We start from the raw sequence: 26,141 nt of genomic DNA, 5'->3' as shown, positions 1-26,141 counted from the left end.
AGGCCATTCCGGAGGCGTGGCAGCGCCTTCATTCGCCTCATACCGCCCGGGTGACTGCTCGCCCTCTCGCTGAAGACTCACTCCCGACGCTTGGGCTCAGCAGGAAAGATCGGTCGCCCCTTCGGTCGCGACTACCTGATCGCTTTTCTAGAACAACCCCAACTGCTCCCCTGGCGGGGCGAACTGGCTGCAATCCAGCCCTTCACCTTCCCGCCGTTCCAGCCCGAACCGTCGCCGTGCCAGACGAAAGCGCTGGGCCAGCAGTTCGGCGAACTGGCCTTCACCCTTCATGCGGATGCCGAAGCGGCTGTCGTAGTTCTTGCCGCCCCGGGACTGGCGGATCAGGCTCATCACATGGGCCGCGCGCTCGGGGAAATGCGTCTGCAGCCACTCCTCGAACAACTCGACGATCTCCAGAGGCAGGCGCAGCAGGGTGTAACCCGCCGAACGCGCACCGTGATCGCGCGCCGCCTCGAGCATGGCCTCCAGCTCGTGATCGTTGATCATGGGGATCATCGGCGCCAAGAGCACACTGACCGGTACCCCATGCTCGTGCAGGCTGCGCATGGCGCGCAAGCGGGCGCTCGGCGCTGCGGTCCGGGGTTCGAGGATGCGCTTGAGGTCGTCATCCAGGGTCGTCAGGCTGAAGGCTACCCGCACCAGGTTACGCTCGGCCAGTTGGCTGAGCAGATCCAGATCGCGCAGGATCAAGGCGCTCTTGGTGATGAGGGTCACCGGATGGCGGTAGCGCAGCAGGATCTCCAGCGCCTGGCGGGTCAGCTGGTAGTGCCGCTCGATGGGCTGGTAGCCATCGGTATTGATGCCCAGGGCGATGGGCTGCGGCTGGTAGCCCGGCTTGCACAGTTCCGCCTCCAGGCGCTCCGCCAGGTTGGTCTTGGCGATCAGCTTCGTCTCGAAATCGATCCCTGGCGAGAGATCCCAATAGGCATGGGAGGGCCGGGCGAAGCAGTAGATGCAGCCATGCTCGCAACCGCGATAGGGATTCACCGAGCGATCGAAGCCCACGTCCGGTGATTGGTTGCGGCTGATGACGGTCTTCGCCGTTTCCTGGCGGACCTCGGTGGTGAAGGTCAGGGGCGTCGCCTCCTCGTACCAGCCATCCTGTTCGGCCTCGCTACGGGTGGCGGCGAAGCGGTTGTGCGGATTGCTGGCCGTGCCACGGCCGCGTGGCGGGCGTTGAGGCTGGGTCATGACCAAGGCTCCATAACTGTATTTTTATACAGTATAAGGTCTGGTCGAGCAGGGCAAGAGGGTTGCCGAGGTTTCTCCACTACGGCAGCCGCTCTTGCCAAGGAGGCTATCGGTAAGAGCGAAGGCGCGGCGGCCCTCAGGCCGCCGCTGAACCCTCTCCTTACAACACCGATATCGGGTAGTTGAAGATGATGCGGTTCTCGTCGAAGGAGCCGCTGGCGCTGTAGTCGCGTCTCATGCTGGAGTTGCGCCAGCGGATCAGCAGCTTCTTCAGCGGGCCGCTCTGGATCTCGTATTGCACCTCGGATTCGCGGCCCCATTCCTTGCCGTCGGTGATGGCGCCGGTATGGACGTTGTCACCGCTGATGTAGCGGTTCATCAGCGTCAGGCCGGGGAGGCCGAAGGCGGCGAAGTTGTGGTCGTAGCGTACCTGCCAGGAGCGTTCGCGGGCGTTGTCGTAGCTGGAGTTGTAGCTGTCGTTGGCCAGGGTGCCGCCGCTGGTGCCGTTGACCCTCATCCAGGCGCTGTCGCCGCTGACACGCTGCAGGCCGACGTAGAAGGTGCCGCCGCCCTGCTTGGCGGAGAGCAGCGCGGAGGCGGTGCGGTTGTCCAGCGCGCCGGCGCGGGCCGAGCCGTCGTCGTCACCGATGAAGTAGCCGAGGTTGGCGCCCAGGGTCCAGCTGCCTACCGGCTGGTAATGCACCAGGTTGATGAACTTCTGGTTGTAGATGTCTTCGAGCTGGGCATACCAGAGGCCGATCAGGGTACGTTTCTCGTTGAACCTGTACTCGCCACCGGCGTAGTTGAAGCGGTCGGAGGTGGCGTTGGCGCGGCCCTGCATGGACATGTCTTCCATGCTGGCGTCGTTGCGCGGACTGTTCTGGCGCATCTGGCCGCCCCAGAGTTCCAGATTCTGGATCTCGGTGGAATGAATCTGGGCGCCCTGGAAGGTCTGCGGCAGCGAGCGGCCGTCGTCGGACCTGAGGATCGGCAGCACGGCGAACCATTCGCCGACCTTCACGTCGGTCTTGGAGACCTTGGCCTTGGCGGCTACCGCCAGGCGACCGAAGTCCTTGGCCGGTTCGTTACCGGCGTGGGTGGGCAGCAGCTGGGTGCCATAGGTGCCGGCGCCGCCATCGAGCTTGACCGAGTAGAGGCCCAGGGCGTCGATGCCGAAGCCCACCGGACCCTGGGTGTAGCCGGAGGTCAGGCCGAAGATGAAGCTTTGGGTCCACTCCTCGGCCTTGTTCTGCGCGGTGTAGGCCGGGTCGACGAAATTGCGGTTGAAGTAGAAGTTGCGCAGGTTGAGATTGGCCTTGGTGTCTTCGATGAAGCCGTTGTCCGCCGCCCACAGCGGCGCGGTGCTGGTCAGGGCGGCAAAGGTGGCGCAGGCACGGGCGAGCCGGCGGGAAGCGAGGCGAGTGCTCATGGGTGATCCTTGTTCTTATGGCTGAAAGGTGCCCTGCCGGCGCGTGGGGCGGCATCTGACGAGGGCTTAGAGCGATAGCGGGCGAGGTGGAGCGCTAGGAAGGCGAGGGCGACATGGGGGATTCCTTTCTTATTTGAATTATCGGAACACACCGATCGAGGCGACCGGTTGGATAGTTATATGACAACGTATGTCTTGCGGCAAGGCGACCAAGGTCGCAGGCGGGAGCCCTCGGTGGGCGAGGACTCCTGCTGCACTCAGACGCTGGCCTTGAGGCTGTCCTGGCGAGCCGTATCGTAGGCGTTCTTGTCCATCTGCTGGGCGCCCGGCTTGCCCAGTTCGCTCATGGGCACGCGGTAGGTTTCCGGCGAGAGGTAGGCGGCCAGGGCCGACAGACAGGTCACCCCAAAGGCCAGGCCACCGACCACCAGCCAGATGTTCTCGGTGCCGGGCGGAGCGACCAGGGTGAACAGGGCCGGCAGCATGGCGGTGAGCATGGTGCCGATGTTCTGGGCGATGGCCATGGCCGAGACGCGGTAGCGGGTCTGGAACTGCTCCGGGTAGAAGCTCGGGAAGACCGCGTTGTAGCCCTGGTAGACCACGCCCCACATCAGCAGCGACATGACGAAGGCCAGCGGCAGGTTATGGACGCTGATGGCATAGAGGTAACCGAAGGCCAGCAGACCCGAACCCAGGGCGCCACCGATCATGGTCGGCCGCCGGCCGATGCGGTCGGAGAGGTTGCCGACGAAGGGGATCACCAGCACCGCGACGATGTTGCCCACCACGGGTATCCACAGGTAGACGCTCTTGTCGAAGCCGATGCCGTAGGCCGGCTGCACGGCGTAGGCCGCACCGAAGATGGTGGCGACCACCGGGATGACGTTCATCAGCGCCATCAGGGCGACCAGGACCATGGACTTCCAGCTGGTGGTCAGGGCTTCACCGATGGGCGAGCGCCTCGGGGCGGCGGTCGTCTCGGTCTTGGCTTCTTCCTTGACGAAGGCAGGGGTCTCGTGGACCTCGCGGCGGATGATGTAGCCGGCCAGCAGGACGAAGGCGCTGAGCAGGAAGGGGATCCGCCAGCCCCAGCTGTTGAAGGCGTCGGCGGGCATGAAGTAGGCCAGGGGCAGGAAGATGGCGGCGGCCATCACCTGGCCGGCCTGGACGCCCTGCAGGGTGAAGCTCGCGTAGTAGCCACGCCGTCCGAAGGGAGCGTGTTCGAGCACCATGGAGCTGGCGCCGGAGATCTCGCCGGCCACGGCGAAGCCCTGGATCAGCCGCAGCACCACCAGCAGGATGGGGGCGAGGATGCCGATCTGGTGATAGGTGGGCAGCAGGCCGACGGCCATGGTGGCGATGCCCATGAGGAACATGCACAGCAACAGGACGTTCTTGCGACCGCGGGTGTCGCCCCAGTGACCCAGGACGAAGGCACCGACCGGACGGGCCAGGTAACCTACGCCATAGGTGGCGAGGGAGGCGACGATGGCCATCTTGGGATCGGTGGAGGGAAAGAAGATCTGCGGGAAGATCAGGGCCGCCGCTTGGGCGTAGATGAAGAAGTCGTAGTATTCCAGTGCCGAGCCGATCCAGCCGCTGGCGGTGGCTTTCTTGGCTTGGGAGCCGGTGGTAGAGGAGGCGGTATTGGCCATAATTGTCTCCGGATTATTGTCAGGCCAGGGATGCAGCAGGACAGCCGACGTCATGGCGACGTGGGGTCCGCAAGCGATAGGTGAGGAAAGGCCCGGACTAGCCGTCGCCAGCGACACGCAAGAGGTGGCGAGCGAAACGGGGGGCGAAATATAGCGTGGATAGCGGGAGCATGGGCGCACACTCTTCTTGTTTGTCTTGTTCTTCTGGCTGCGTCGAGCGAGGGCTCTGGCGCCATAGTGCGAGCCACCTGGAAGGCGGTCAATTCGATAAACGACCTTGCGTTCGGTTATCGAACAAAAACTAACCGGTTCGTACAAAGACCGCTGTCGCCTGGTATCCGCTCGGAGAATAATTCTCCCAGCGCTTGCGAACTAGCCTGAATGTTCAGCGGTCATCCAAGCGGCAGCGGCCAACCAACAGGAGTCCCGGCATGCAGCGTTCCATCGCCACCGTATCCCTGAGCGGCACCCTTCCCGAAAAGCTCGAAGCCATAGCGGCGGCGGGCTTCGACGGTGTGGAGATCTTCGAGAACGACCTGCTGTACTCCGGGGCAAGTCCGCGCGAGATCCGCCAGCTGACCCAGGACCTGGGACTGGCCATCACCCTGTTCCAGCCGTTCCGCGACTTCGAGGGCTGCCGCCGGGAGCGGCTGTCGCGCAACCTCGATCGGGCCGAGCGCAAGTTCGACCTGATGCAGGAGTTGGGCACCGACCTGATCCTGGTGTGCAGCAACACCGCGCCCGACAGCCTGGGCGACGAGCGCCTGCTGGCCGACGACCTGCAACTGCTGGCCGAGCGTGCCGCCGTGCGCCGGTTGCGCATCGGCTATGAGGCCCTCGCCTGGGGCCGCCACGTCAACACCTGGCAGCAGGTCTGGCGCCTGGTGAAGGCCGTCGATCATCCCAGCCTCGGCGTGTTGCTCGACAGCTTCCATACGCTGTCCCTGGGCGGCGATCCGGCGGGCATCGCCCAGATTCCCGGCGACAAGATCTTCTTCGTGCAGATGGCCGACGCGCCGCTACTGCAGATGGACGTGCTGGAGTGGAGCCGGCATTTCCGCTGCTTCCCCGGCCAGGGCGAATTCGACCTGGCGGGCTTCCTCGCGCCCATCCTGCGCAGCGGCTATACCGGACCGCTGTCCCTGGAAATCTTCAACGACGGCTTCCGCGCCGCCCAGACCCGCGCCACCGCGGCCGACGGCCTGAGGTCCCTGCTCTATCTGGAGGAAAAGACCGCCGAGCGCCTGGCCCGCGAAGAGGCCGCGCCCGTCGCCGCCCCCTTGTTCGCCCCGCCGCCGCCGTCGCGCCTGGAGGGCGTCGAGTTCCTGGAGTTCGCGGTGGACGATGCCCATGGCGCGCAACTGGCCACCTGGCTGGGCAAGCTGGGCTTTGCCAAGGCCGGGCGGCATCGCTCGAAGAACGTCACCCTGCTGCGCCAGGGCGATGTCAATATCGTGCTCAACGCCGAGCCCTATTCCTTCGCCCACAATTTCTTCGAGGCCCACGGGCCGTCGCTGTGCGCCACTGCCTTGCGCGTGCCGGACAGCCAGGTCGCCCTGGAGCGGGCCCGCCAGTATCGCGCCCAGCCCTATCGTGGCCTGGTCGGCCCCAACGAGCGGGAAATTCCGGCGGTCCGCGCCCCCGACGGCAGCCTGATCTACTTCGCCGACCGCGGCACCGACGGTCGCACCCTCTACGACACCGACTTCGATGTGAGCGCGGGTGCCAGCGGCGGCTTGGGGCTCACCCGGGTCGACCACGTCGCCGAGGCGCTGCCGGCCGATGCCCTGGATGGCTGGGTGCTGTTCTACAAGAGCCTGTTCGACTTCAGCGCCGACGACGAAGTGGTGGTTCCCGACCCCTACGGCCTGGTCAAGAGCCGCGCCCTGCGCAGTCGCGAGTCCAACGTGCGGCTGGCGCTGAACATCTCGGAAAACCGCAACACCGCCATCGCCCGGGCGCTGTCGAGCTATCGCGGTTCGGGGGTCCACCACGTCGCCTTCGCCTGCGACGACATCTTCCTGGCCGTCGAGCAGGCCAAGGCGGCTGGGGTGCCGCTGCTGGAAATCCCCATGAACTACTACGACGACCTGGGGGCGCGCTTCGATTTCGACGACGACTTCCTCAGCCGGCTGGCCTACTACAACGTGCTCTACGATCGCGATACCCAGGGCGGCGAGCTGTTCCACGTCTATACCGAGTCCTTCGCCGACCGATTCTTCTTCGAAATCCTGCAGCGCAAGGATTACAGTGGCTATGGTGCCGCCAACAGTCCCGTACGCCTGGCAGCCATGGCCGCTGCCCGCCAGGGTCGGCCCGCCCCCGTGAAACTCTGAGCCGGACCCGCATGGGTCTGGCCCTTACCCAACAAGAGCCAGACCCGATGCAGGACTCCCCGGCGGTCGAGCCGACGCCCTCCACCCCCAGCAAGACCGGTCGCAAGAACAATCCCGAGAAAACCCGCCAGGCGATCCTGGCGGCCGCCGTGGCGGAATTCGCCGACCTGGGCCTGACCGGCGCCCGCGTCGATGCCATCGCCGAGCGCACCCATACCTCCAAGCGGATGATCTATTACTACTTCGGCAGCAAGGAGGGCTTGTACCTGGCCGTGCTGGAGAAGCTCTACAGCAACGTCCGCGCGACCGAGGCCCAGTTGCCACTGGACAGCCTGCCGCCGCTGGAAGCCATCCGCCGGTTGACCGAATTCACCTTCGAACATCACCGCAGCCACGATGACTTCATCCGCCTGGTGAGCATCGAAAACATCCATCGCGGCCATCACCTGGCGCGTTCCGAAACCATTTCCAGCCTGAACCTGTCGGCGTTGCAATCCATCCGCCGCATCCTCGAACGGGGCGAGGCCAACGGCGAGGTACGTCCCGGCCTCGATGCCGTGGACGTGCACCTCCTGATCAGCGCCTTCTGCTTCTTCCGCGTCTCCAACCGCCACACCTTCGGCCTCATCCACCGCGTCGATCTGGACGACGAAGACTCGGTGCGTCGCCACAAGGCAATGATCGGCGATGCGGTGGTGGGGTATCTGAAGCCCTGAAGGCTGACATCGGGCGACGGGCAGTGGCCCTCACCCCGACCCTCTCCCAAAGGGAGAGGAGGCGCTTGGCCGAACGCTGCAATAGGGGTTCAGTCCGGTAGGGTGGAAAACCGCGCAGCGTTTTCCACGCGTAATGCGCCTGCCGCTCTCATCCCTGCACCCGATCAAACCCTCAAAGCACCGGCATCCCGCCCGTCACCGGCAACATGGCGCCGGAAATGTAGCTCGCCTCGTCCGACGCCAGTAGCACATAGGCTGGCGCCAGCTCCACCGGTTGGCCAGGGCGACCCAGCGGCGTGCTGCTACCGAATTGCTCGGGCTCGTCGGGCTTCATGGTGCTGACGATCAGCGGCGTCCAGATCGGGCCGGGGGCCACGCTGTTGGCGCGGATGCCCTTGTCGCCCAGCAGCTGCGCGAGGCCCGCGGTGAAGTTGGCGATGGCGCCCTTGGTGGCCGAATAGGCCAGCAGGGTCGGCGGGGCGATGTCGGCATTGATCGAGGCGGTGTTGATGATGGAGCCGCCGCGTGGCATGTGCTTCAGCGCCGCCTGGGTGATGCGGAACATGGCATGGATGTTCACGTTGAAGGTATGTACCCATTCCTCGTCGGGGATCTCGTCGAGGCTGTCGCGCACTTGCTGGAAGGCTGCGTTGTTGACCAGCACGTCGATGCGACCAAAGGCCTCGACGGTCCGTTGCACCGCATCCAGGCAGGTCTGGCGCTCGGCCAGATCACCCGGCAGCAGCACGGCCTGGCGCCCAGCCTCGCTGACCAGGCGGGCGGTCTCCTGGGCGTCCTCGTGTTCGTCCAGGTAGGCGATGGCCACATCGGCGCCCTCGCGGGCGAAGGCGATGGCCACGGCGCGCCCGATGCCGCTGTCGGCACCGGTGATCAGGGCTTTCTTGCCCGCCAAGCGGCCCGAACCACGATAGCTCTCGGCGCCGCTGTCGGGTTGCGGATCCATGCGCGCTTCGGAGCCGGGAAAGGTTTGCGGCTGGGGTTTCAGCGGGGGCTTGGGATGGTCGCTCACGAGGGACTCCGAATGCAGGAAAAGGGAGGACCCCGACGCGTGCCGGGGTCCGCAGGGCGCTTAGAGAATGGGCTTGCCGCCGGTGACGGCGATCCGTGCGCCCGAGGTGTAGCTGGACTCGTCCGAGGCCAGCATCACGTAGACCGGCGCCAGCTCCACCGGCTGGCCGGGGCGGCCCAGCGGGGTGTTGCCGCCGAATTCCTTGACCTGCTCCGGCGGCATGGTGGCCGGAATCAGCGGGGTCCAGATGGGGCCCGGGGCCACGCTGTTGGCGCGGATGCCTTTCTCGCCGAGCAACTGGGCGAGGCCCGCGGTGAAGTTGGCGATGGCCCCCTTGGTGGTGGCATAGGCCAATAGCGTCGGCCGCGGCATGTCCGAATTCACCGAGGTGGTGTTGATGATGGAGCCACCGGGACCCATGTGCTTCACCGCAGCCTGGGTGATGCGAAACATGGCGGTGATGTTCACGTCGAAGGTGTAGACCCATTCGTCGTCGGGAATTTCTTCTAGCGTCTCATGGGTCATCTGGAAGGCGGCGTTGTTGACCAGCACGTCGAGCCGGCCGAAGGCGGCCACGGTCTTGTCCACCACCGCCAGGCACTGCTCGCGCTGGGACAGGCAGCCCGGCAGCAGCAGCGCCTCGCGCCCGGCTTCGCGCACCAGCCGGGCAGTGTCCTCGGCGTCTTCGTGTTCGTTCAGGTAGCTGATGGCAACGTCGGCGCCCTCGCGGGCGAAAGCGATGGCGACGGCGCGGCCGATGCCACTGTCACCCCCGGTGATCAGGGCCTTCTTGCCGGCCAGGCGGCCAGAACCCTTGTAGCTTTGCTCGCCGCAATCCGGCAGCGGATTCATGCGCGACTGCAGGCCGGGAACCTCCTGCTGTTGCTCGGGCATGGGGGCTTTGGGGAAGTCGGTCATGAAAGAGTCCTCGTCGCTTGCGTAACTTTTGTGGGCCTGTCAGTACCGACAGGCCACAAGCGGCGAGGGTTCGAGGGGCGGGACGGGCGGTGTGAGCGGGCTAGCGTGGCGCTGGTTCGGCCCAGCGTGGCGCTACCGTGGGCTGCCAGGCGGCGAGGGCGTCTAGCAGGGCGGTCGGCGAGTCTTCCACCTGCAGCATGGCCCGATGCGGGGGCGCCACGAAGCCCTGGGCGACCAGGTGATCGAGGAAACCTTCCAGTTGGGTGTAGAAGCCGTCCACTTCCAGCAGGCCCATGGGTTTGGCGTGATAGCCGAGCTGGCCCCAGGTCCAGACCTCGAAGAGCTCCTCCAGGGTACCCAGGCCACCAGGGAGGGCGATGAAGGCATCGGCCAGTTCCGACATCCGCGCCTTGCGCGCATGCATGCCGTCGACCACCTCCAGGCGAGTGCAGCCGGTATGGCCCAGCTCGGCGGTCTTCAGACTCTGCGGGATGATGCCGATCACCTCGCCGCCGGCGGCCAGAGCAGCATCGGCGACCACCCCCATCAGGCCGACCTTGCCGCCGCCGTAGACCAGGGTGAGACCACGCTCGGCGAGGGTACGACCGAGCTGCGCGGCCGCTTCCTGGAAGACGGGGGAGGCGCCGGGCTTGGCACCACAGAAGACACAGACGGCTTTCAGCGACATGGGAGCTCCTTGGCAGGCAAAACGCCTAGCCTAGTCGCCCCACGCGCGGGATCAAAGCGCGCTCATCGCGCGAGGAAGTCCTCTTCCGGGGCATTGCCGCTGGCGGCCTGGGCATAGGTGGCGAACAGCTGGCGCAGCAAGGCGGCGAGAGTCATGGCGAGCATCCTTTTTCGTGGCGATGGGTAGGGCCATGGTGGCAGAGGTGTCCTCGGGAGACCCGGCAAAGCTTTCGATGACGTCGATAGAGGAGACCTGTACCTCAGCTTGCCAGGGCGATCGGAACCCACCACCCTCGCATCGGTCTGACTGGCGACTTTCACGCATCCGGAGGGTTCATGAAATCCACGTTTTTTGCCGCAGCGCTGTTTGCCTTGGGAAGTAGCGGCGCCTGGGCTGCCGACGTCTGTTCGACGCAGATCGAAGCCGGCGACCAGATGACCTACAGCCGCGCCTCGATCCAGATTCCGGCGTCGTGCAAGACCTTCACCGTGGAGCTGGTGCACAGCGGTAGCCTGCCGAAGAACGTCATGGGCCACAATTGGGTGCTGACCCGCTCCACCGACGCCGCGGCCGTCGACGCTGCCGGCATGAACGCTGGCGAGGCCAAGGGCTACCTGCCCGAGGGTGACGAACGCATCATCGCCCATACCCGCATGCTGGGTGGCGGCGAGAAGGACTCGGTGAGCTTCGATACCGGGGCTTTGGAGGCGGGCAAGGAATACACCTTCTTCTGTTCGTTCCCGGGGCATTTCGGGTCCATGAGGGGGGTGTTGCAGAGGGGGTAAGGGGAGGGCTGACTGTCGCAGTCCGACTTCTTGAGCAGGAGTCTCCTGTAGATACCATCTCTCCCGGGTAATGAGGTAGCTAATCTCATTACCCGGGAGAGATACAAGGTTGGGTTGAGCGTTAGCGAAGCCCAACGGTTTGGGGCATTAGGTGCCTTAGCTGGTTATCGAGTGTCCTGATGGCTTGTGTTTCGCCCACCCGGGCGAGTCACTTTTGCCAGTCGCGGCTACGCGCCCCGGACAAAAGTAACCAAAAACGCTTGCCCCACGTTTCGGCCCTCCGCTGCGCTCCGGGTGATTCGCTTCGCTCACCCTTCGGGCCAGCCTGCGGCTGTTACTCCGCTTCGCTACGTTTCCCTCGCTCCGGCGCCGCTCCGGGGGCACGGCACGAAGGGGCTTCCTGCCCCTCGCGCCTTGCTCGGCGTCCTGCCTCGCATCCCCCTACGCGGCACCTACACTCGGCCTTACTGACGGGGACGGGGCGCCAGCCTGAGACTTCGGTGTTCATAGGATTTGTAGCGTGGAAAATCGCGCAGCGTTTTCCACTGGTACGCATCATGGCCATGCTCAGTGGACAAGGCTTCGCCGTTGTCCACACTACGGACCACGGACTTTTTGTGGCTATTCAACCAACACTTTCAGGCTAGCGAATCGCCCCGTTCAGGAGGGCGAACGCCAGTGTCGTGGAGTGGGTCGAGCCGCATGGATGCGGCGAGAGGTCCAGTGGGCCATGGAGGGTCCATCTGGACCGACCCCGGAACGGCGCTGGCGTGAGCGAAACGTAGCGAAGCGGAGTAACAGCCGTAGGCTGGCCCGAAGGGTGAGCGAAGCGAATCACCTGGAGCGAAGCGGAAGGCCGGATGATGGGGCAAGCGTTTTTGCTTACTTTTTTCGCGACTGAAAAAAGTGAGTCGCCCGGGTGGGCGAAACAAGAAACATCAGAAAACTCTATAACCAGCTAGTGCACCAGGCCATGGCAATGGTAATGGCTACGTATTGTTGGGCTTCGCTCCCGCTCAACCCAACCTACCAATGCTAGCCCCTCACCCCTTCCCCAACTCCACTTCGATGGCTTCCAGAAGTCGCGGATCATCCGCCGTCACATCCGGCGCGAAACGACCCACCACCTCCCCATGACGCCCAATCAGGAATTTCTCGAAATTCCACAGCACCTCGGGCTTGGGACTGGGGGTGCCGCCACGGCTGAGGATGCGCTCGCGGAAGGGGCCGTCGCCGGTGGCTTCGGGCTGGGCGCGGGTCAGTTCGTTGTAGAGCGGATGCTTGTCTTCACCCACCACGCTGAGCTTGGTGAACAGCGGAAATTGCACGCCGTAATTGAGGGTGCAGAATTCCTTGATCTCGGCGTCGCTGCCGGGCTCCTGCTGCTTGAAGTCGTTGGCGGGAAAGCCGAGCACTTCCAGGCCGCGCTCACGCTAGGCTTCGTAGAGGCGTTCCAGGCCTTCGTACTGGCTGGTCAGGCCGCACTTGGAGGCGACGTTCACCACCAGCAGCACCTTGCCCAGGTAGCGTTCCAGGGTCAGGGTTTCGCCGTCGATGGATTGCAGGGGGATTTTCATCAGGGTCGCGGTCATGGTCGGCTTCCTCGGGGAGAAGCAGCCAGCCTAGCGCAAAAGCGCCGCCTCGGTGGGCGGCGCCTGTCGGTCGGGCGGGGCTCAGCGCTTGAGCTTGACCACGTCGCCGGAAACGGTGGTGGTGAAGCCGCTCAGGACGTAGGCCCAGAACCAGTTTTCCTGCACCTGGGTGTTGATCAGGGCATCGCCACCGCGGGACTGGATGGCCGCCTGCTGGGCGCGGATGAAGCGGTTGTTCTGCTGCACCGGGATGAAGCCCAGCACCATGATGCCGGTGGCCTTGCCTTCGCCGTGGCCGATGACGGTGTATTGCGACGGGTCCAGATTCTGCGTCTTCATCGCGGTACCGGTGCAGCCGGCGACAGCGGCGGCGAGGGCGAAGGAGGCGGCGAGCTTGGCGAAACGTTGCATGGAGTGATCCTTTTCTGGTTGGCAGTGCCGGGCTTCGTTTCCCGGCCGCCCGCACTCTAGCAGCGCTAGGCCGCGGGTGAGCGCCGTTCATTCCAGCGATGGGACCGCTCCTCTCGTTATCAGGTGATAGCACCTCGATCTAAGCCTGGACGATCCGAGCTGCTACCATCGCCCGCCTTTCGTCCGGCGGCGCGCCGGGCGCCGTTACGGAGACCTCGTGTGAATCTGCCTCTCGCCCTCAATCTCGTCGCCTTCGCCGTGCTGCTCGGCCTGTTGGCGCGCACGCGCCACACCGGCTGGAGCCTGGCCGTGCGCGTCTTCATCGGCCTCGCCCTGGGCGTGGCCTTCGGCCTGGTACTGCAGCTCGTCCATGGCCATGACGCCCCGGTGCTCAAGACCTCCATCGGCTGGTTCAACCTGGTCGGCAACGGCTATGTGCAGCTGCTGCAGATGAGCATCATGCCGCTGGTATTCGCCTCCATCCTCGCCGCCGTGGCGCGGCTGCGCGAGGCCTCGTCCATGGGGCGGATCAGCCTGCTGACCCTGGGCACCCTGCTGTTCACCACCGCCATCGCCGCCCTGGTCGGGGTACTGGTCACCTGGCTGTTCGGCCTGAGCGCCGAGGGCCTGGTGCAGGGCGCCCAGGAGACGGCGCGCCTGGCCGCCCTGCAGAACAGCTACGTCGGCAAGGTGGCGGACCTGTCGGTGCCGCAGCTGCTGCTGTCCTTCATTCCGAAGAATCCCTTCGCCGATCTTTCCGGCGCCAACCCCACCTCCATCATCAGCGTGGTGATCTTCGCCGCCTTCCTTGGCGTCGCCGCCCTGCGCCTGCAGCGCGACGATCCGGTACGCGGCGAGAAGGTGCTGGCCGGCATCGACGTGCTCCAGGCCTGGGTGATGAAGCTGGTGCGGCTGCTGCTGCAACTCACGCCCTATGGCGTGCTGGCGCTGATGACCAAGATGGTCGCCACCGCCAGCCCCCAGGACGTGCTCAAGCTGGGCACCTTCCTGATCGCCTCCTACCTGGGCCTGGCCATCCTCTTCGGCGTGCATGCGCTGCTGCTGACCCTGAGCGGCCTGTCGCCGGCGCGCTTCTTTCCCAAGGTCTGGCCGGTGCTGAGCTTCGCCTTCACCAGCCGCTCCAGTGCGGCGACCATTCCGCTGAACATCGAGGCGCAGACCGAACGCCTCGGCGTACCGCCGGCCATCGCCAGCTTCGCCGCCTCCTTCGGTGCCACCATTGGCCAGAACGGCTGCGCCGGGCTCTATCCCGCCATGCTGGCGGTGATGGTCGCGCCCACCCTGGGCATCGATCCCTTCGATCCGCTGTGGATCGCCACCCTGGTGGGGATCGTCACCCTGAGTTCGGCGGGTGTGGCCGGCGTGGGCGGCGGCGCCACCTTCGCCGCCCTGATCGTGTTGCCGGCCCTGGGCCTGCCGGTGACCCTGGTCGCCCTGCTGGTGTCCATCGAACCCCTGATCGACATGGGCCGTACCGCGCTCAACGTCAACGGCGCCATGACCGCCGGCACCCTGACCGCACGCTGGATGGGCCAGTTGGACAAGGTCGCCTACGACCGCGACGACCGCGCAGAAGCACCGGCGGCGCCGCTAGGTCGCGGTTGAGGTAGCGCTCAAGCGGGCGACGTTGCACTCAGCGCCGCCTGCCGTTCAGCGTTCGCCCACTGCCCAGTCGCCATCGTCCTGGCCCGTCCAGTCCGCCGGCAGTACGCCAGCGCGCACCAGGCGATGGATGGAGGAGTAGGGCCATTCCAGCGGATGCCGCGCATGGCCATGCCGCACCGGATTGCGGTGGATGTAGTCCAGATGCCGCTGCAGGTCGTGTTCGTCACGCATGGGTTGCGCCCAGTAGCGTCGCTGCCAGAGACCGCGCTCGCGCTTGAGGCGGCGTGACAGCCGGACCGTCGTCAGTGGCGGCAGTTGGCTGGAGAAGCCCACCTTGATCAGGTTCCAGCGCAGTGGATAGTCCCCGTCATCCGCCGGCAGGCGCCAGAGCGCATGCAGGTGATCGGGCAGCACCACCATGCCGAGGATCTCGAAGGGGTGAACGGCCTTCACCTGGCGTATCGCTGAGCGCAACAGGCCGATGTGATCGGTGAGCAGGGTAGTGGCCGGGTCGTTGAGATGGAGCGTGAAGAAAAAGCTGCCGCCCGCGGCGAGGCTGCGTCGAGGATTCATGGTCACCATCCATGGTGAGTCGAAAACCCTAGTCTAGAGCCTTCGCTTGGGGCGCTCCAGATTGGCGGCGGTCGGGTGGAGCGGGTTTGGCTAGCGCCGCCTTGCGCTGTAGACCTTGAAGCCGTCGCGCTCGGCCAGGGTGCGGCAATTGCCGAAGGCGGCCTCGATCAGTGGCGGATAGCGCAGGAAGCTGTTGGCCACCAGACGCAGCTCGCCGCCCGGGCGCAGGTGGCGCACCGCCTCGGCCAGCAGGGTCTCGGTGGTGCGGTAGTCGGTCTTCACGCCGCTGTGAAAGGGCGGATTGCTGACGATGGCGGCCAGGCCGGTGGGGGCGGCGGCGATGCCGTCGCCGGCACTCACCGTACCCGCCAGGCCGTTGGCGGCCAGGGTCTGGCGACTGCTGGCGACGGCGAAGGCGTCGACGTCGAGCAGGTGCAAGGTGCTGGCGGGATAGCGTCGCGCCAAAGTGGCGCCGATCACGCCGGCGCCGCAGCCGAAGTCCAGCACCGCACCCTTGGGCAGGCCATCGAGGTGTTCCAGCAGCAGTGCGGTGCCTACGTCCAGCCGGCCATGGCTGAAGACGCCCGGCAGGCTGACGACCTCCAGCTCCGCCAACTGCTGGCGTTGTAGCCAGGCATCCGGGCGGGGATCGGCGGAGGGGCGCGGCCCCTGCACCACCCACAGCTGGCAATGGCGGGCGCTGTCGAGCTTGCTGGCGCTGCCGAAGGCGCCCAGTTGGCGCGCGGCGCGCTCGATGCCGGCCTTCTTTTCACCCACCAGATAGAGGTTGCCGTTGGCGGGTAGTCGGTGGCTCAGGACGGTGAGCAGGAAATCGGTGGCCTCCCGCGACTTGGGCAGGAACAGCACTGCATCAGCGACTTCGCCCGTGGGTGGTTCGATGCCGAAGGCGCAGCGTCCCGGATAGCGCGCCGCCAGGTGTTCCGCCTCGCCCGCGTGCCAGCTCCAGCCGTGGGCCGCGGGCAGGACGCCGAGCAGCTCGTCGGCGGGCAGGCCGGCGAGCAGCAAGGCGCCGCCGAAACGTTCGGGGTGACGGAGAAGGACTTCGCTACGCGGATCCATGGCACTACCTGGCGAAAAAAGCGCGAACTTTAGCAGACCACCCGCTGCGGCGTGCCGGCGAGATGGCCGCGGGCATTGTCGGCCAGCTGGCCGATGATGCGCTGGCGGGCTTCGCGGCTGCCCCAGGCGTTGTGCGGGGTGACGATCAGCCGCGGAATGTCGCCGGTCAGGAGTGGATTGCCATCGCGCGGGGGCTCCACGCTGAGCACGTCGGTGGCGGCGCCGGCCAGGTGGCCGCGTCTCAGGCAGTCGGCCAGCGCCTGCTCGTCGACGATGCCGCCACGGGCGGTGTTGACCAGGAAGGCCGTGGGCTTCATCGCCGCCAGTTCCGCAGCACCGAGCAGGCCGCGGGTCTGCTCGGTGAGCGGGCAGTGCAGGGTGAGGGCATCCACCTGGGGCAGCAGCTCGGCCAGCGGCAGGCTGCCAGGGCGCGCCGGGCGACCGGGCAGTTGCCCCACCAGGGTCTGCATGCCGAAGGCTTCGGCCAGGCGCTTGACCGCGCTGCCCAGTTCGCCGAGGCCCAGCAGGCCGAGGGTCTTGCCCTCCAGTTCGACGATGGGATGGTCCAGCAGGCAGAACTGCTGGGCGGTCTGCCAGCGTCCGGCGCGGACGTCCGCCTGGTAGTCCGGCAGCCGGGTGGCCAGCGCCAGCAGCAGGGCCAGGGTGTGCTGGGCCACCGAGGCGGTGCCGTAGCCCTGGCAATTGCAGACGCGCACGCCCTGGGCGCGGGCGGCGTCCAGATCGACGTTGTTGGTGCCGGTGGCACTGACCAGCACCAGTTTCAGATCCGGGCAGGCGGCCAGGGTGGCGGCATCCAGCATCACCTTGTTGACGATGGCGACCTGGGCTCCTGCCAGGCGGGTGGCGACGTCCCCCTGCGCGGTGGCGGGATGCAGTTCCAGCTCGTCGAACACCGCGCGGAGCGGCGCCGGGTCCAGATCGCCCAGGTCGAGGGAGGCATAGTCGAGGAACACGGCGCGAACGGGCATGACGACTCCAGCGAGAGAGGAAGGGAGTTCGAGCCTAGCAGCCAGGCGTCATCCAGGAAAACCGGAAGGAGGCGGCTGGAGTATGCTGGGCGGATGAATTACCTCGCGCATCTGCACCTGGGCGGCCCTGGCCGCGAAGACCGACTCGGCAGCCTCTATGGCGATTTCGTCAAGGGCTCGCCGGATACCTGGCCGACCGGCATCGCCGCCGGCATCCGCCTGCACCGGCGCATCGACGTCTACACCGACGACCATCCCCTGGTGATCCAGGCCAAGACCCGCCTGCCTGCGGCGCGGCGGCGGGTGGCCGGGCTGCTGGTGGACGTCTTCTTCGATCACTGCCTGGCCCGGCACTGGCACGACTATGCCGACCAGGCCCTGCCCCGCTTCACCGCCGACTGCTATAGAACCTTGCTCGAGGAGCCGACGCTGCCACCGCGACTGGCGCGCATCGCCCCGCTCATGGCGCAACAGGATTGGCTCGGCAGCTATACGGATTTCGCCGTGCTGGAGCGAGTGGTGGAAGGCATGGCACGGCGGCTGTCACGCCCTGGGTTGCTGGCCGGGGCCTTCGCCGAACTGGCCGGCGCCTACGACGGCCTGGAAGAGGATTTTCGCCGCTTCTATCCGCAGCTGCAGGCCTTCGCCGCCGCCGAGCGGGCCGCGGCGCGGCTCACCGGCTGAATCCCCAGGCGCGCGGCGATGGCCGCCTGGCACTGGCCGGCCAGGACCTGGCGGGCTTGGCCGCCGGACGGCAGCGGCGGCAGCAATTCGATCCGGAGGGTGGTCCCGCCGCGTTCCAGCAACCGGCGCAGGTGGCTGACCAGATCGTCGTCGCCGATGAAGGCCGCCCCCCGGTCGGGCCCGCCGTCGCGCCAGTAGCTCAGGGCCACCGGCTGCAGCGGGGTGCCGGTGGCGATGGCCGGACTCAGCAGCCGGCCGTGGAAGGTCTTGAGCTGGCTGCCATCGGTGGTGGTGCCCTCGGGGAAGAGCACCAGCGAGAATCCCTGGGTCAGGCGCGCCGTCAGGGCGTCGCCCAGCACCTCGCCGCGTTCGGCGCCGCGCTGGATGAACAGGGTGCCGGCCTGGCGGGTCAGCCAGCCGGCGAAGGGCCAGGCCGCCACCTCCGCCTTGGACAGGAAGCTCAGCGGCTGCAGGCTGCCGATCCCGATGATGTCGAGCCAGGAGACGTGGTTGGCCAGCCAGAGATGGGTGCCGACGGGCGGTGCGCCCCGCACCTCCAGGCGCAGGCGCAGGGCCCGGGCCAGCACCTGGAAGAAGCGTCGGGTCAGCCGCTGACGCAACCCCAGGCAGGGGCGGCGGCTGAGCGTCGTCGCCAGCGTCACGCCCAGGGCGAGCAGCGCGCCGAGCAATAGCGTGGCGAGCACCGGCAGCAGCCGCAGGCCGAGGCGCAGTCGGCTCATACCGCGGCCTTGAAGTGGCGGGCGTAGCGGGGGCAGAGGTCTTCGCGGTGCAGCAGGATGAAGACGTCGGCCACGCCGAACTCCGGGTCCCAGCAGGGCGCGCCGCAGACCTGGGCGCCCAGCCGCAGATAGGCCTTGAGCAGGGGCGGCAATTGCACCACCAGGTTGTCCGGCACGGCGACGAAGGGCAGCGGGCGCCGCGGCGTGGCGCGGATCGCCGGGCTGCGCTCGTCTCGGGCGGCGTGGCGCAGCAGCGCGGCGGCCTGCAAGCCGCCGTCGGCCATGGGCACGCTGGCGCAACCCATCAGGTAGCGATAGCCGCCACTGTCCATGATCTCGGCCAGTTCGGCCCAGAGCAGGGCGATGGCCGCACCGGTACGATGACCGTTGGCGACGCAGGTCCGCCCGATCTCCAGGATCGGCCCCTGCAGCTCATCGAGGCCCTCCAGCTGGAATTCGCTTTCGCTGTAGAGACTGCCGACCTGCGCCCGGCGGCGGCCATCGAGCAGGCGCGTGGTGGCGATCAGCTCGCCGCTGCGCAGGTCGCGCACACCCAGGTGCAGGCAGTGGGCATCGAAGGCGTCCTGGTCGAGGCCGTCGGCGAAATGGACGCCGTAGGTACTGCCGAAGACCGAGGCCCGCAGGCACTGGGCGGCGCGGATGTCCGCGGTGGTCGACAGGCGTTCGGCGCGAAGCGCGGGCGGTGCGGACACTGGAAGCGGCATGGCAGGGCTCCTGCAACGGTTGTGCAGCAAACCCTAGGTAGCCCCCATGACAGCCCCGTGAAGCGGTCATGGCGATTACGTGACGAGCGGTCGTCGACCATTGCCGGGGCGCCGTCCGGATACCTCAATGCGCCACTGGGCTGACCGAACGCATTCGCAATTGCCAGGTTGGACGCGTAGACTGATGCGTCATCCTATTTTTTTCCAGCATGAAGGTTCTGGCCATGCAGATCGCGGCGAACACGGCGGTATCCATCGACTACACCCTGACCAACGACGCCGGCGAAGTCATCGACAGCTCCGCTGGTGGTGCTCCGCTGGTTTACCTGCAGGGCGCGGGCAACATCATCCCGGGTCTCGAGCGTGCTCTGTCCGGCAAAGAGGCTGGCGACGAGCTGAAGGTAGCCATCGAGCCGGAAGACGCCTACGGCGAATACAGCCCCGAGCTGGTCGCTACCCTGGGCCGCGAGATGTTCGAAGGCGTGGACGAACTGGAAGTGGGCATGCAGTTCCATGCGTCCGGCCCGGACGGCGCCATGCAGATCGTCACCGTGCGTGACATCGAGGGCGACCAGGTCACCGTCGACGGCAACCATCCCCTGGCCGGCCAGCGCCTGAACTTCGCCGTCAAGGTCGTCAACGTGCGTGCCGCCAGCGACGAAGAGATCGCCCATGGTCACATCCATGGCGAGGGTGGTCACCACCACTAAGCCTGACTCCAGGCTCCTCGCGACGCCCGCGTCCGGTCATGCCGGCGCGGGCGTTGTGGTTTCTGACGTCTGCAACCTGGCGGGTGCCCCTCACCCCAACCCTCTCCCCGGGGGAGAAGGGTAGAGCAGCGGCGTAGGGTGGATGACGGCGCAGCCTCATCGACAGAGGCAGGGTGCTCGCGTGGAAAGCGCTGCGCGGTTTTCCACCCTACCGGGCTGCAACCTAGTGGCGCCCCTCATCCCAACCCTCTCCACGAGGAAAGGGATAGAGCCGCGGCGTAGCGTGGATGACGGCGCAGCCTCATCCACGGCGGCAGGGTGCTCGCGTGGAAAACGCCACGCGGTTTTCCACCTTACCGGGCGGGCCGCCTCACGGGCGCACCACCAGCGCCTGGTTGCCTTCCTCGCGGACCCAGAACAGCGTCGCGCCGGCTACCGCGGCGGGCATGAACAGGGCGTTCAGGCCGGGTACCAGCAGTGCCAGGTAGGTCACCCCACCGAAGCCCAGGCAGCGCAGGCGGCGGGTACGCAGCCAGGCGAGCATGCTGCGGAAATCCAGCTTGTGGTTGTCGGCGGGCAGGTCGATGTACTGCACCGCCATCATCCAGACGCCGAACAGGATCCACAGCGGCGCGGCGATCAGGTTGAGGCCGGGGATGAAGGTCAGCACCAGCAGGCCCAGGGCGCGCGGCAGGTAGTAGCCCAGCTTGCGCAGCTCGCGCTGCAGGGTACGGGGCACCATGGTCACCAGTTCGGTGAGACTGAAGGGCGGAAAGTCGTCCTGGCCGCGCACCATGACCTCGATCTTTTCCGACAGGAAGCCGTTGAACGGCGCTGCCACCAGGTTGGCCAGCAGGGTGAAGGTGAAGAAGATGATCGCCAGCAGCAGGACGACGAACAGCGGCCAGAGCAGCCACTCGACGAAGCCGGCCCAGGCCGGCAGGGTCGGCATCAGTTGCGTCATCCAGCCGCCGAATTGGCGGACGGCGAAGGTGAGGATGGCAGCGTAGAGCAGCAGATTGATGGTCAGCGGGATGACCACGAAGCGGCGCATGCCGGGGCGGGTCACCAGGCGCAGGCCTTCGGCGAAATAGGCGGAGCCGGACAGGGGAGCGACAGCCATGAAGATTCCTGACGAGTGGCGGGAATGCACAGCTTACCTCAGGGCTCCATTGGCGAAGCGATCGACATAGGCGCGCCCTATGGTCTGGATTTAGAATGGTCGCTTCTGTGGAGCGGTCGCTCCCGTTAGGCTGAGTACCATCCCAGGACCCGGCGCCCGTCACGGACGGCGCCGGTCGCGCCATCGCCAGGAGCGGTTGGCGCTGCGGAACGGCTCCGCACGAACACCGGCCGGCGTGCCCGAGCGGCGCGCTGGCCCCTTCACTCTTAGGTCTGCCGGAGACCCCGGCAGGGAGAATGTCATGTCTGAAGCCAGCAACTCGCGCCATTCGCGTCTCATCATCCTCGGTTCCGGTCCGGCCGGTTACACGGCGGCGGTCTATGCCGCCCGTGCCAACCTCAAGCCGCTGCTGATCACCGGCATGCAGATGGGCGGCCAGCTGACCACCACCACCGAGGTCGACAACTGGCCGGGCGACCCCCATGACCTGACCGGTCCGGCGCTGATGGAGCGGATGCGCGAGCACGCCGAGCGCTTCGAGACCGAGATCGTCTTCGACCACATCAACGCCGTGGACTTCGGTGGCAAGCCCTACACCCTCAAGGGTGACAGCGCCACCTATACCTGCGATGCCCTGATCATCGCCACCGGTGCCAGCGCCCGTTACCTGGGCCTGGCCAGCGAAGAGGCCTTCATGGGCAAGGGCGTGTCCGCCTGCGCCACCTGCGACGGCTTCTTCTATCGCAATCGTGAGGTGGCGGTGGTCGGCGGCGGCAACACCGCGGTCGAGGAAGCCCTGTACCTGGCCAACATCGCCAGCAAGGTGACCCTGATCCACCGCCGCGAGACCTTCCGCGCCGAGAAGATCCTGCAGGACAAGCTGCGCGCCCGGGTCGCCGAAGGCAAGATGGCACTCAAGCTCAACGCCAGCGTCGACGAGGTGCTGGGCGACAACATGGGCGTCACCGGCGTGCGCATCAAGAACAACGACGGCAGCACCGAAGAGCTGCAGGTGGCCGGCCTGTTCGTCGCCATCGGCCATACGCCCAACACTGGGCTGTTCGAAGGCCAACTGGAGACCCACGACGGCTACCTGGTGGTCAAGGGCGGTCGCGAGGCCAACGCTACTGCCACCAACGTGCCGGGCGTGTTCGCTGCCGGCGACGTGGCCGACCACACTTACCGCCAGGCCATCACCTCGGCTGGCGCCGGCTGCATGGCCGCGCTGGACGCCGAGCGCTACCTGGATGGCCTGGGCGATCTGCAGGTGCTCTAAGGCCCTTCGCAAAAAAGAAAAACCCGGCACCTGCCGGGTTTTTCTTTTCTGGGGTCTTCCTGCGAGGAGAAGATATGGCCGGGCTCTCTTGATCCTGCCTACGTGTTGAGCCGAGATATCCTGCCGAAAATCCTGAGCTAGAGCGGATCCACTCTCATTCGTTATGTTTCAAAGCATGTAGCGCGCTAGAAAAGCTCGTCGTCGCAAGGCTAGTCTTCTTGAATAAGGCCCGCTGAGTCCCACTCCCAACTACTCATCGCGCCCCTAGGTAAATGACTCGACTACCTTTGCACGGACTTCAAGATGAGCGAACAAGGACGTGGGCATCTTTTTTGCCCGAAGGCTACGATATCCTCGTGGACTAGCACGGCGCCTCTCCCTCCGGTGGCCAGCGCTAACGCATCGGCACCGCCCGCGCGCTTATGGGCACCCGTGCATCCTCATCTTCGACGAAACCTCCAGCGCCCTCGAATACGAATGCATCGTTCAGCTGAACATGCAGTCGTCTGCCAGCCCAGCACGGTGATCATCATCGCCCAGATCGGCCGGATCCCGCTCCGCCTCCTGAAGCAGGCCCACTACCAGGAAGACCTCACCACCCTCGAAGCCCCGGTGGACGGCACCGTCCAGCAGCTGGCCATCCATACCGTGGGCGGCGTGGTTACCCCGGAGCAGCCCTTGATGGTCATCGTGCCCCAGGACCAACCGGTGGAAGTGGAGGCAATGCTGGAAAACCAGGACATCGGCTTCGTGCATCCGCGGCAATCGGTCACGGTCAAGGTCGAGACCTTCGCCTACACCAAGTACGGCACTTTGGACGGCACCGTGGTCAGTGTGTCGCTATCGAAGACGAAAAAGTGCGGCCTGATCTATAGCAGCGAGATCCGCCTGGACAGTGACCACCTGAACATCAACGGCTAGTACATCAAGCTGTCACCCGGCATGGTGGTAACAGTGGAAGTGAAGACCGATCACCGCCGGGGCTCTTAAAACAGGTGTTTAAAATTTGCTTGGTAAGAGTGCTAGGGGCTTGCTGGGTGCGGGTTTAATAATGGTTAAGGGCTAGAGGATGTAAATGAAAGGAAGGCCTGGTTTTATAGATCTCTCGGTTGGAAGGTTTTACGCGCTTTTTTTTTCGTCATTGGTTTTCCTTGTTTTGATGTCGCTGCAAAACTTCGATCCGTCGTGGGCAGATAACTTGCGCGATATTTCACGTAATCTTGGTGGGTTCTTTTGGCAGTTGATGGTTGTGTCAGAGGGTAGAGTGAACTCTGATAGGTCTATCATTTTGCTTTGGGTTGCGACTGTAATTTCCATTTTTGGGTTTCTTGTTTTTTTATATACGATTCCTTTTTCGGTGGTTCAAGATAAATATCTGAAATCCAATGCCATATTGAATGTGTTGCTTCTTATTGCGTCGTGCGCCTTTTTAGCTATGATTATTGCTGGTGCGATTTGTGTTTCATTTGTCCTTCCGGTAGGTGATGGAAAGTTCTCAAGGATTATAGCTTTTATAATTCATACTGATGGAGGTCTTTCAATTTCATTTGCTAGCTTGCTTGTGGTGGAGGCATATTTTCTAGCAACGGCATTGAAAACTATTCTTGGCTATATTTTCATTCGATAAAAGGAGTTGTCATGAGTCAGGATTACAAGGCTGAAGCTAATAATTTCAACTCTGAGGTGCAAGATAAGGCGGTGGCGGTTGCGTCAAAGCTGGCTAGCGAGTATTTAAATCGTGCGGCAATGACGAAGGAGCAGTTTTACACGTCTCTGGCAGAGCAAAGGCTACAGTCGTTGCAGGATATAAAGGGTGTCGCTCAGAGTTACTCAAATAAAGCGGCTTTAGAGGGGGATGCGCAGAAGGCAAATCTTTATCAAGGTATGGCTAATGCCTATGCTGATATGGCAAGTCATTATGGGGCCGAATCGGCAGAAGCTTTTAATGCCAGAGTGGACGCCGCTGTTTTGAAAGGGCTTGGTAATATGGCTGGAACGGCGGGAGACTTGTATACCGCTGCTGGTGCTTATGAGAAGTATTCCAAAGGTGATGTTGATGGAGCATCTGCAACTCTAGTAGGAATGCTTGCTGGTGTGGCAGCCTGGTCGGCAATGATCGCGATTGTAGGGACTGGGCCAGTAGGTATTGGAGTTGCTCTCATCGCCTCTATTATCGCAGGTGATGTTTTTGAAAAAGGTTTCCCTGGATGGCGGTCAATATTTGACTACTGGTTTGGAAGTGACGGCATCGATCAGGAAGTTAATGGCAGTTTTAACACGGCGCTGAATTTTGTCCAGCGCTATGATCCTCTTTCGTTAGATTTGGATGGTGATGGTATTGAAACCGTCTCTGCAAACACCGGCATAGTTTTCGACTTCGATGGCGATGGCCTCAAGACGGGTACTGGCTGGGTCAAAGGTGATGATGGTTTCCTGGTTCTGGATCGAAACGGCAACGGCACTATCGATAATGGTGGAGAGCTTTTCGGGATCGACACCATCAAGGCCAACGGCAAGAAAGCCACCAATGGTTTCGACGCCCTGAGTGATCTGGACAACAATGCTGACGGCATCTTCAATGCGGACGACAAAGCCTTTGGTGAGGTACGTGTCTGGCAGGATAAAAATCAGGATGGCGTTGCCCAGGCCAGTGAACTCAAGTCTCTCAAAGACCTGAATATCGCTGCTATTCACCTGGCTTCCAAAGAAACCAACATAGATTCCAACGGCAACCGCATCACGGCGACCGGCCGTTTCGATTTCGCTGATGGCCATAGTGGAACGGTCAATGGCAACCAAAGCTTGGCAGGCAACCTGGATCTCGCCGCTAATCCCTTCTATCGCACCTTCACCGATAAGATCGCACTCGACGAAACAGTCAAGACACTGCCAAACATGCAAGGCTCGGGTGCCGTTCGCGATCTGCGCGAAGCGGCAAATGCCAGCCCCCAATTGGCGGAGCTGCTTAATCACTATGCCGTCTTGCAAACCCGTGCTGAACAGCGAGCTATGCTTGGCCAGATCGTTGCGGCCTGGGCCGATACGGCGAGCTTTGATAGGCTCTTCGATCGCCTGGAGTCAACGAGGATAGGTAACCTGAATATTGACTTCGAATATTCTTGGGTACTCGCAGAGCGAAATAGCGTCGGTGGCGGTAGCAATGGCGGCGGAAGCCCTAATAATTCCGGTATGGCACGTGACGGAGAAACGGTATCAGGCCCTACTGCCGAGCAGTTGGCGCATAAGGCATTGCTGGAAAAGATCTCCATTCTTGAGGTCTTCAATGGCACACGCTTCTACAACTTTCAGTCCACCGACCCAAATCCTGACACAGGCTCTGATGGTTCGGTGAAGCTTAGTGCGGGCGCGAATTTCTCCAATACGGTAGCTCCCCAGCGTAGTATGGGAGGTATAGCGTCCGAAATCGTCATAACCGAAAAGCAGCTCCCCCTGAACTCGACCCAGGCTGACTTCCTTAATCGGGCCTACGACCAGCTATTGGACTCGATCTATGACTCGCTGCTACTTCAGACGCGGCTTAGACCTTACCTTGATGCGGTGGAGGTTGCGTTGGCTGCAAATGGGTTGAGTTTTGATTATTCGCAAGTTGGTGCGATGTTGGAGGTCGTATATCGGGCGGATAAGGTAAAGGCTGTGTTTGATGGTCTTGATCTTCAGGGTGTTATAGAGAGCGAAGCTTTTAATAAGCATATTCAGGAAAAGTTGTCCGTTTGGGTGTCAGGGCTTAGTGGTGAAGCTTTGCAAGCTATTAGCTCGGAATTGGCTAAAGGCAGGCTAGGAAAGCTCGATGCTAATAGTTTGTTCTTAGGAGGCACTGTTAAC

The 26,141-nt window shown here is 64.2% G+C and carries 21 protein-coding genes and 3 pseudogenes; 10 read left to right on the top strand and 14 right to left on the bottom strand.

The features are described from left to right. Window positions 1–147 precede the first annotated feature (147 nt). The 3 genes from RND78_RS21640 to RND78_RS21630 all read right to left on the bottom strand — a co-directional run bounded on the left by RND78_RS21640 (window position 148) and on the right by RND78_RS21630 (window position 4,296). Window positions 148–1,212, bottom strand: coding sequence for a PA0069 family radical SAM protein (locus RND78_RS21640; RefSeq protein WP_312732007.1), 1,065 nt, complete (start codon window positions 1,210–1,212; stop codon window positions 148–150). Window positions 1,213–1,372: 160 nt separating this feature from the next. Continuing rightward, a complete protein-coding gene (locus tag RND78_RS21635) occupies window positions 1,373–2,641 on the bottom strand; it encodes an OprD family porin (protein ID WP_312732006.1) in 1,269 nt (422 codons plus the stop codon). Window positions 2,642–2,898: 257 nt separating this feature from the next. After that, the gene (locus RND78_RS21630) at window positions 2,899–4,296 is read right to left on the bottom strand and encodes an MFS transporter (protein WP_312732005.1); all 1,398 of its coding nucleotides are present in this window, start codon (window positions 4,294–4,296) and stop codon (window positions 2,899–2,901) included. 431 nt (window positions 4,297–4,727) lie between these two features. Between RND78_RS21630 and quiC the strand changes: the two genes are divergently transcribed. Together quiC and RND78_RS21620 are read left to right on the top strand one after the other, a co-directional pair. Further along, on the top strand, window positions 4,728–6,632 hold the full coding sequence (gene quiC / locus RND78_RS21625) for a 3-dehydroshikimate dehydratase QuiC (protein WP_312732004.1): 1,905 nt from the start codon (window positions 4,728–4,730) through the stop codon (window positions 6,630–6,632). Window positions 6,633–6,679: 47 nt separating this feature from the next. Further along, a complete protein-coding gene (locus RND78_RS21620) occupies window positions 6,680–7,348 on the top strand; it encodes a TetR family transcriptional regulator (RefSeq protein ID WP_312732003.1) in 669 nt (222 codons plus the stop codon). A 172-nt stretch (window positions 7,349–7,520) separates the two neighbouring features. Here RND78_RS21620 and RND78_RS21615 read toward each other — a convergent pair whose 3' ends face one another. From RND78_RS21615 to RND78_RS21605, 3 genes are all read right to left on the bottom strand, one after another. Beyond that, the gene (locus tag RND78_RS21615) at window positions 7,521–8,378 is read right to left on the bottom strand and encodes a glucose 1-dehydrogenase (protein ID WP_312732002.1); all 858 of its coding nucleotides are present in this window, start codon (window positions 8,376–8,378) and stop codon (window positions 7,521–7,523) included. Between the two features lie 60 nt (window positions 8,379–8,438). Then, window positions 8,439–9,296, bottom strand: a complete 858-nt coding sequence (locus RND78_RS21610) for an SDR family oxidoreductase (RefSeq protein WP_312732000.1) — start codon at window positions 9,294–9,296, stop codon at window positions 8,439–8,441. Window positions 9,297–9,396: 100 nt separating this feature from the next. Beyond that, on the bottom strand, window positions 9,397–9,984 hold the full coding sequence (locus tag RND78_RS21605) for a TIGR00730 family Rossman fold protein (RefSeq protein ID WP_312731998.1): 588 nt from the start codon (window positions 9,982–9,984) through the stop codon (window positions 9,397–9,399). A 335-nt stretch (window positions 9,985–10,319) separates the two neighbouring features. Here RND78_RS21605 and azu point away from each other — a divergent pair, with 335 nt between their 5' ends. Further along, the gene (gene azu, locus RND78_RS21600; protein ID WP_312731996.1) at window positions 10,320–10,769 is read left to right on the top strand and encodes an azurin; all 450 of its coding nucleotides are present in this window, start codon (window positions 10,320–10,322) and stop codon (window positions 10,767–10,769) included. Between the two features lie 1,043 nt (window positions 10,770–11,812). Here azu and RND78_RS21595 read toward each other — a convergent pair. Beyond that, a pseudogene (locus RND78_RS21595) lies at window positions 11,813–12,361 on the bottom strand (glutathione peroxidase). Window positions 12,362–12,442: 81 nt separating this feature from the next. After that, window positions 12,443–12,772, bottom strand: coding sequence for a hypothetical protein (locus RND78_RS21590; protein WP_059231106.1), 330 nt, complete (start codon window positions 12,770–12,772; stop codon window positions 12,443–12,445). Window positions 12,773–12,991: 219 nt separating this feature from the next. On the opposite strand from RND78_RS21590, the gene RND78_RS21585 reads away from it, so the two are divergent. Next, window positions 12,992–14,398, top strand: a complete 1,407-nt coding sequence (locus RND78_RS21585) for an L-cystine transporter (RefSeq protein WP_312731994.1) — start codon at window positions 12,992–12,994, stop codon at window positions 14,396–14,398. A 45-nt stretch (window positions 14,399–14,443) separates the two neighbouring features. Here RND78_RS21585 and RND78_RS21580 read toward each other — a convergent pair whose 3' ends face one another. The 3 genes from RND78_RS21580 to RND78_RS21570 form a co-directional block, all read right to left on the bottom strand. Next, window positions 14,444–14,971 (bottom strand): REP-associated tyrosine transposase, encoded by a 528-nt coding sequence (locus RND78_RS21580; protein ID WP_312731993.1) that lies wholly within the window; start codon window positions 14,969–14,971, stop codon window positions 14,444–14,446. A 90-nt stretch (window positions 14,972–15,061) separates the two neighbouring features. Further along, window positions 15,062–16,051 carry a class I SAM-dependent methyltransferase gene (locus tag RND78_RS21575; protein WP_312731991.1) on the bottom strand — a complete coding sequence of 330 codons (990 nt, stop codon included), beginning with the start codon at window positions 16,049–16,051 and terminating at the stop codon, window positions 15,062–15,064. Between the two features lie 29 nt (window positions 16,052–16,080). After that, the gene (locus RND78_RS21570; protein WP_312731990.1) at window positions 16,081–17,040 is read right to left on the bottom strand and encodes a 2-hydroxyacid dehydrogenase; all 960 of its coding nucleotides are present in this window, start codon (window positions 17,038–17,040) and stop codon (window positions 16,081–16,083) included. 93 nt (window positions 17,041–17,133) lie between these two features. Between RND78_RS21570 and RND78_RS21565 the strand changes: the two genes are divergently transcribed. Continuing rightward, the gene (locus RND78_RS21565) at window positions 17,134–17,724 is read left to right on the top strand and encodes an ACP phosphodiesterase (protein ID WP_312731989.1); all 591 of its coding nucleotides are present in this window, start codon (window positions 17,134–17,136) and stop codon (window positions 17,722–17,724) included. On the opposite strand, the gene RND78_RS21560 is transcribed toward RND78_RS21565, so the two are convergent. Both RND78_RS21560 and RND78_RS21555 read right to left on the bottom strand, forming a co-directional pair. Continuing rightward, entirely contained in the window at window positions 17,664–18,464 is an 801-nt protein-coding gene (locus tag RND78_RS21560; protein WP_312731988.1) for a lysophospholipid acyltransferase family protein, read from the bottom strand. The genes RND78_RS21565 and RND78_RS21560 overlap by 61 nt on opposite strands. Further along, entirely contained in the window at window positions 18,461–19,189 is a 729-nt protein-coding gene (locus tag RND78_RS21555; RefSeq protein ID WP_312731986.1) for a GNAT family N-acetyltransferase, read from the bottom strand. The genes RND78_RS21560 and RND78_RS21555 overlap by 4 nt, the downstream gene beginning before the upstream one ends. A 224-nt stretch (window positions 19,190–19,413) precedes the next feature. On the opposite strand from RND78_RS21555, the gene RND78_RS21550 reads away from it, so the two are divergent. Continuing rightward, window positions 19,414–19,899: a peptidylprolyl isomerase gene (locus tag RND78_RS21550; RefSeq protein ID WP_059231121.1), complete on the top strand. Its 486-nt coding sequence runs from the start codon at window positions 19,414–19,416 to the stop codon at window positions 19,897–19,899. Between the two features lie 370 nt (window positions 19,900–20,269). Here the strand turns inward: RND78_RS21550 and cysZ are convergent, their stop codons facing one another. Continuing rightward, window positions 20,270–21,022: a sulfate transporter CysZ gene (gene cysZ / locus RND78_RS21545; protein ID WP_312731985.1), complete on the bottom strand. Its 753-nt coding sequence runs from the start codon at window positions 21,020–21,022 to the stop codon at window positions 20,270–20,272. Between the two features lie 301 nt (window positions 21,023–21,323). Here cysZ and trxB point away from each other — a divergent pair, with 301 nt between their 5' ends. From trxB to RND78_RS21525, 4 genes and pseudogenes are all read left to right on the top strand, one after another. Next, window positions 21,324–22,298: a thioredoxin-disulfide reductase gene (gene trxB / locus RND78_RS21540; protein WP_308709672.1), complete on the top strand. Its 975-nt coding sequence runs from the start codon at window positions 21,324–21,326 to the stop codon at window positions 22,296–22,298. A gap of 573 nt (window positions 22,299–22,871) precedes the next feature. Continuing rightward, window positions 22,872–23,288, top strand: a pseudogene (locus RND78_RS21535) (HlyD family efflux transporter periplasmic adaptor subunit); the annotation flags it as partial. An 85-nt stretch (window positions 23,289–23,373) separates the two neighbouring features. Beyond that, complete coding sequence (locus RND78_RS21530; protein ID WP_312731984.1) at window positions 23,374–23,925, top strand: hypothetical protein; 552 nt, start codon at window positions 23,374–23,376, stop codon at window positions 23,923–23,925. 11 nt (window positions 23,926–23,936) lie between these two features. Further along, window positions 23,937–26,141 (top strand): annotated as a pseudogene (locus RND78_RS21525) (hypothetical protein); the annotation flags it as partial.

Origin of the sequence: Pseudomonas oryzihabitans (assembly GCF_032027545.1) — a bacterium.
Lineage (GTDB): Bacteria > Pseudomonadota > Gammaproteobacteria > Pseudomonadales > Pseudomonadaceae > Chryseomonas > Chryseomonas oryzihabitans_F.
Note: the sequence above shows the minus strand (reverse complement) of the source record. Positions and strands in the feature narration are given on the sequence as shown.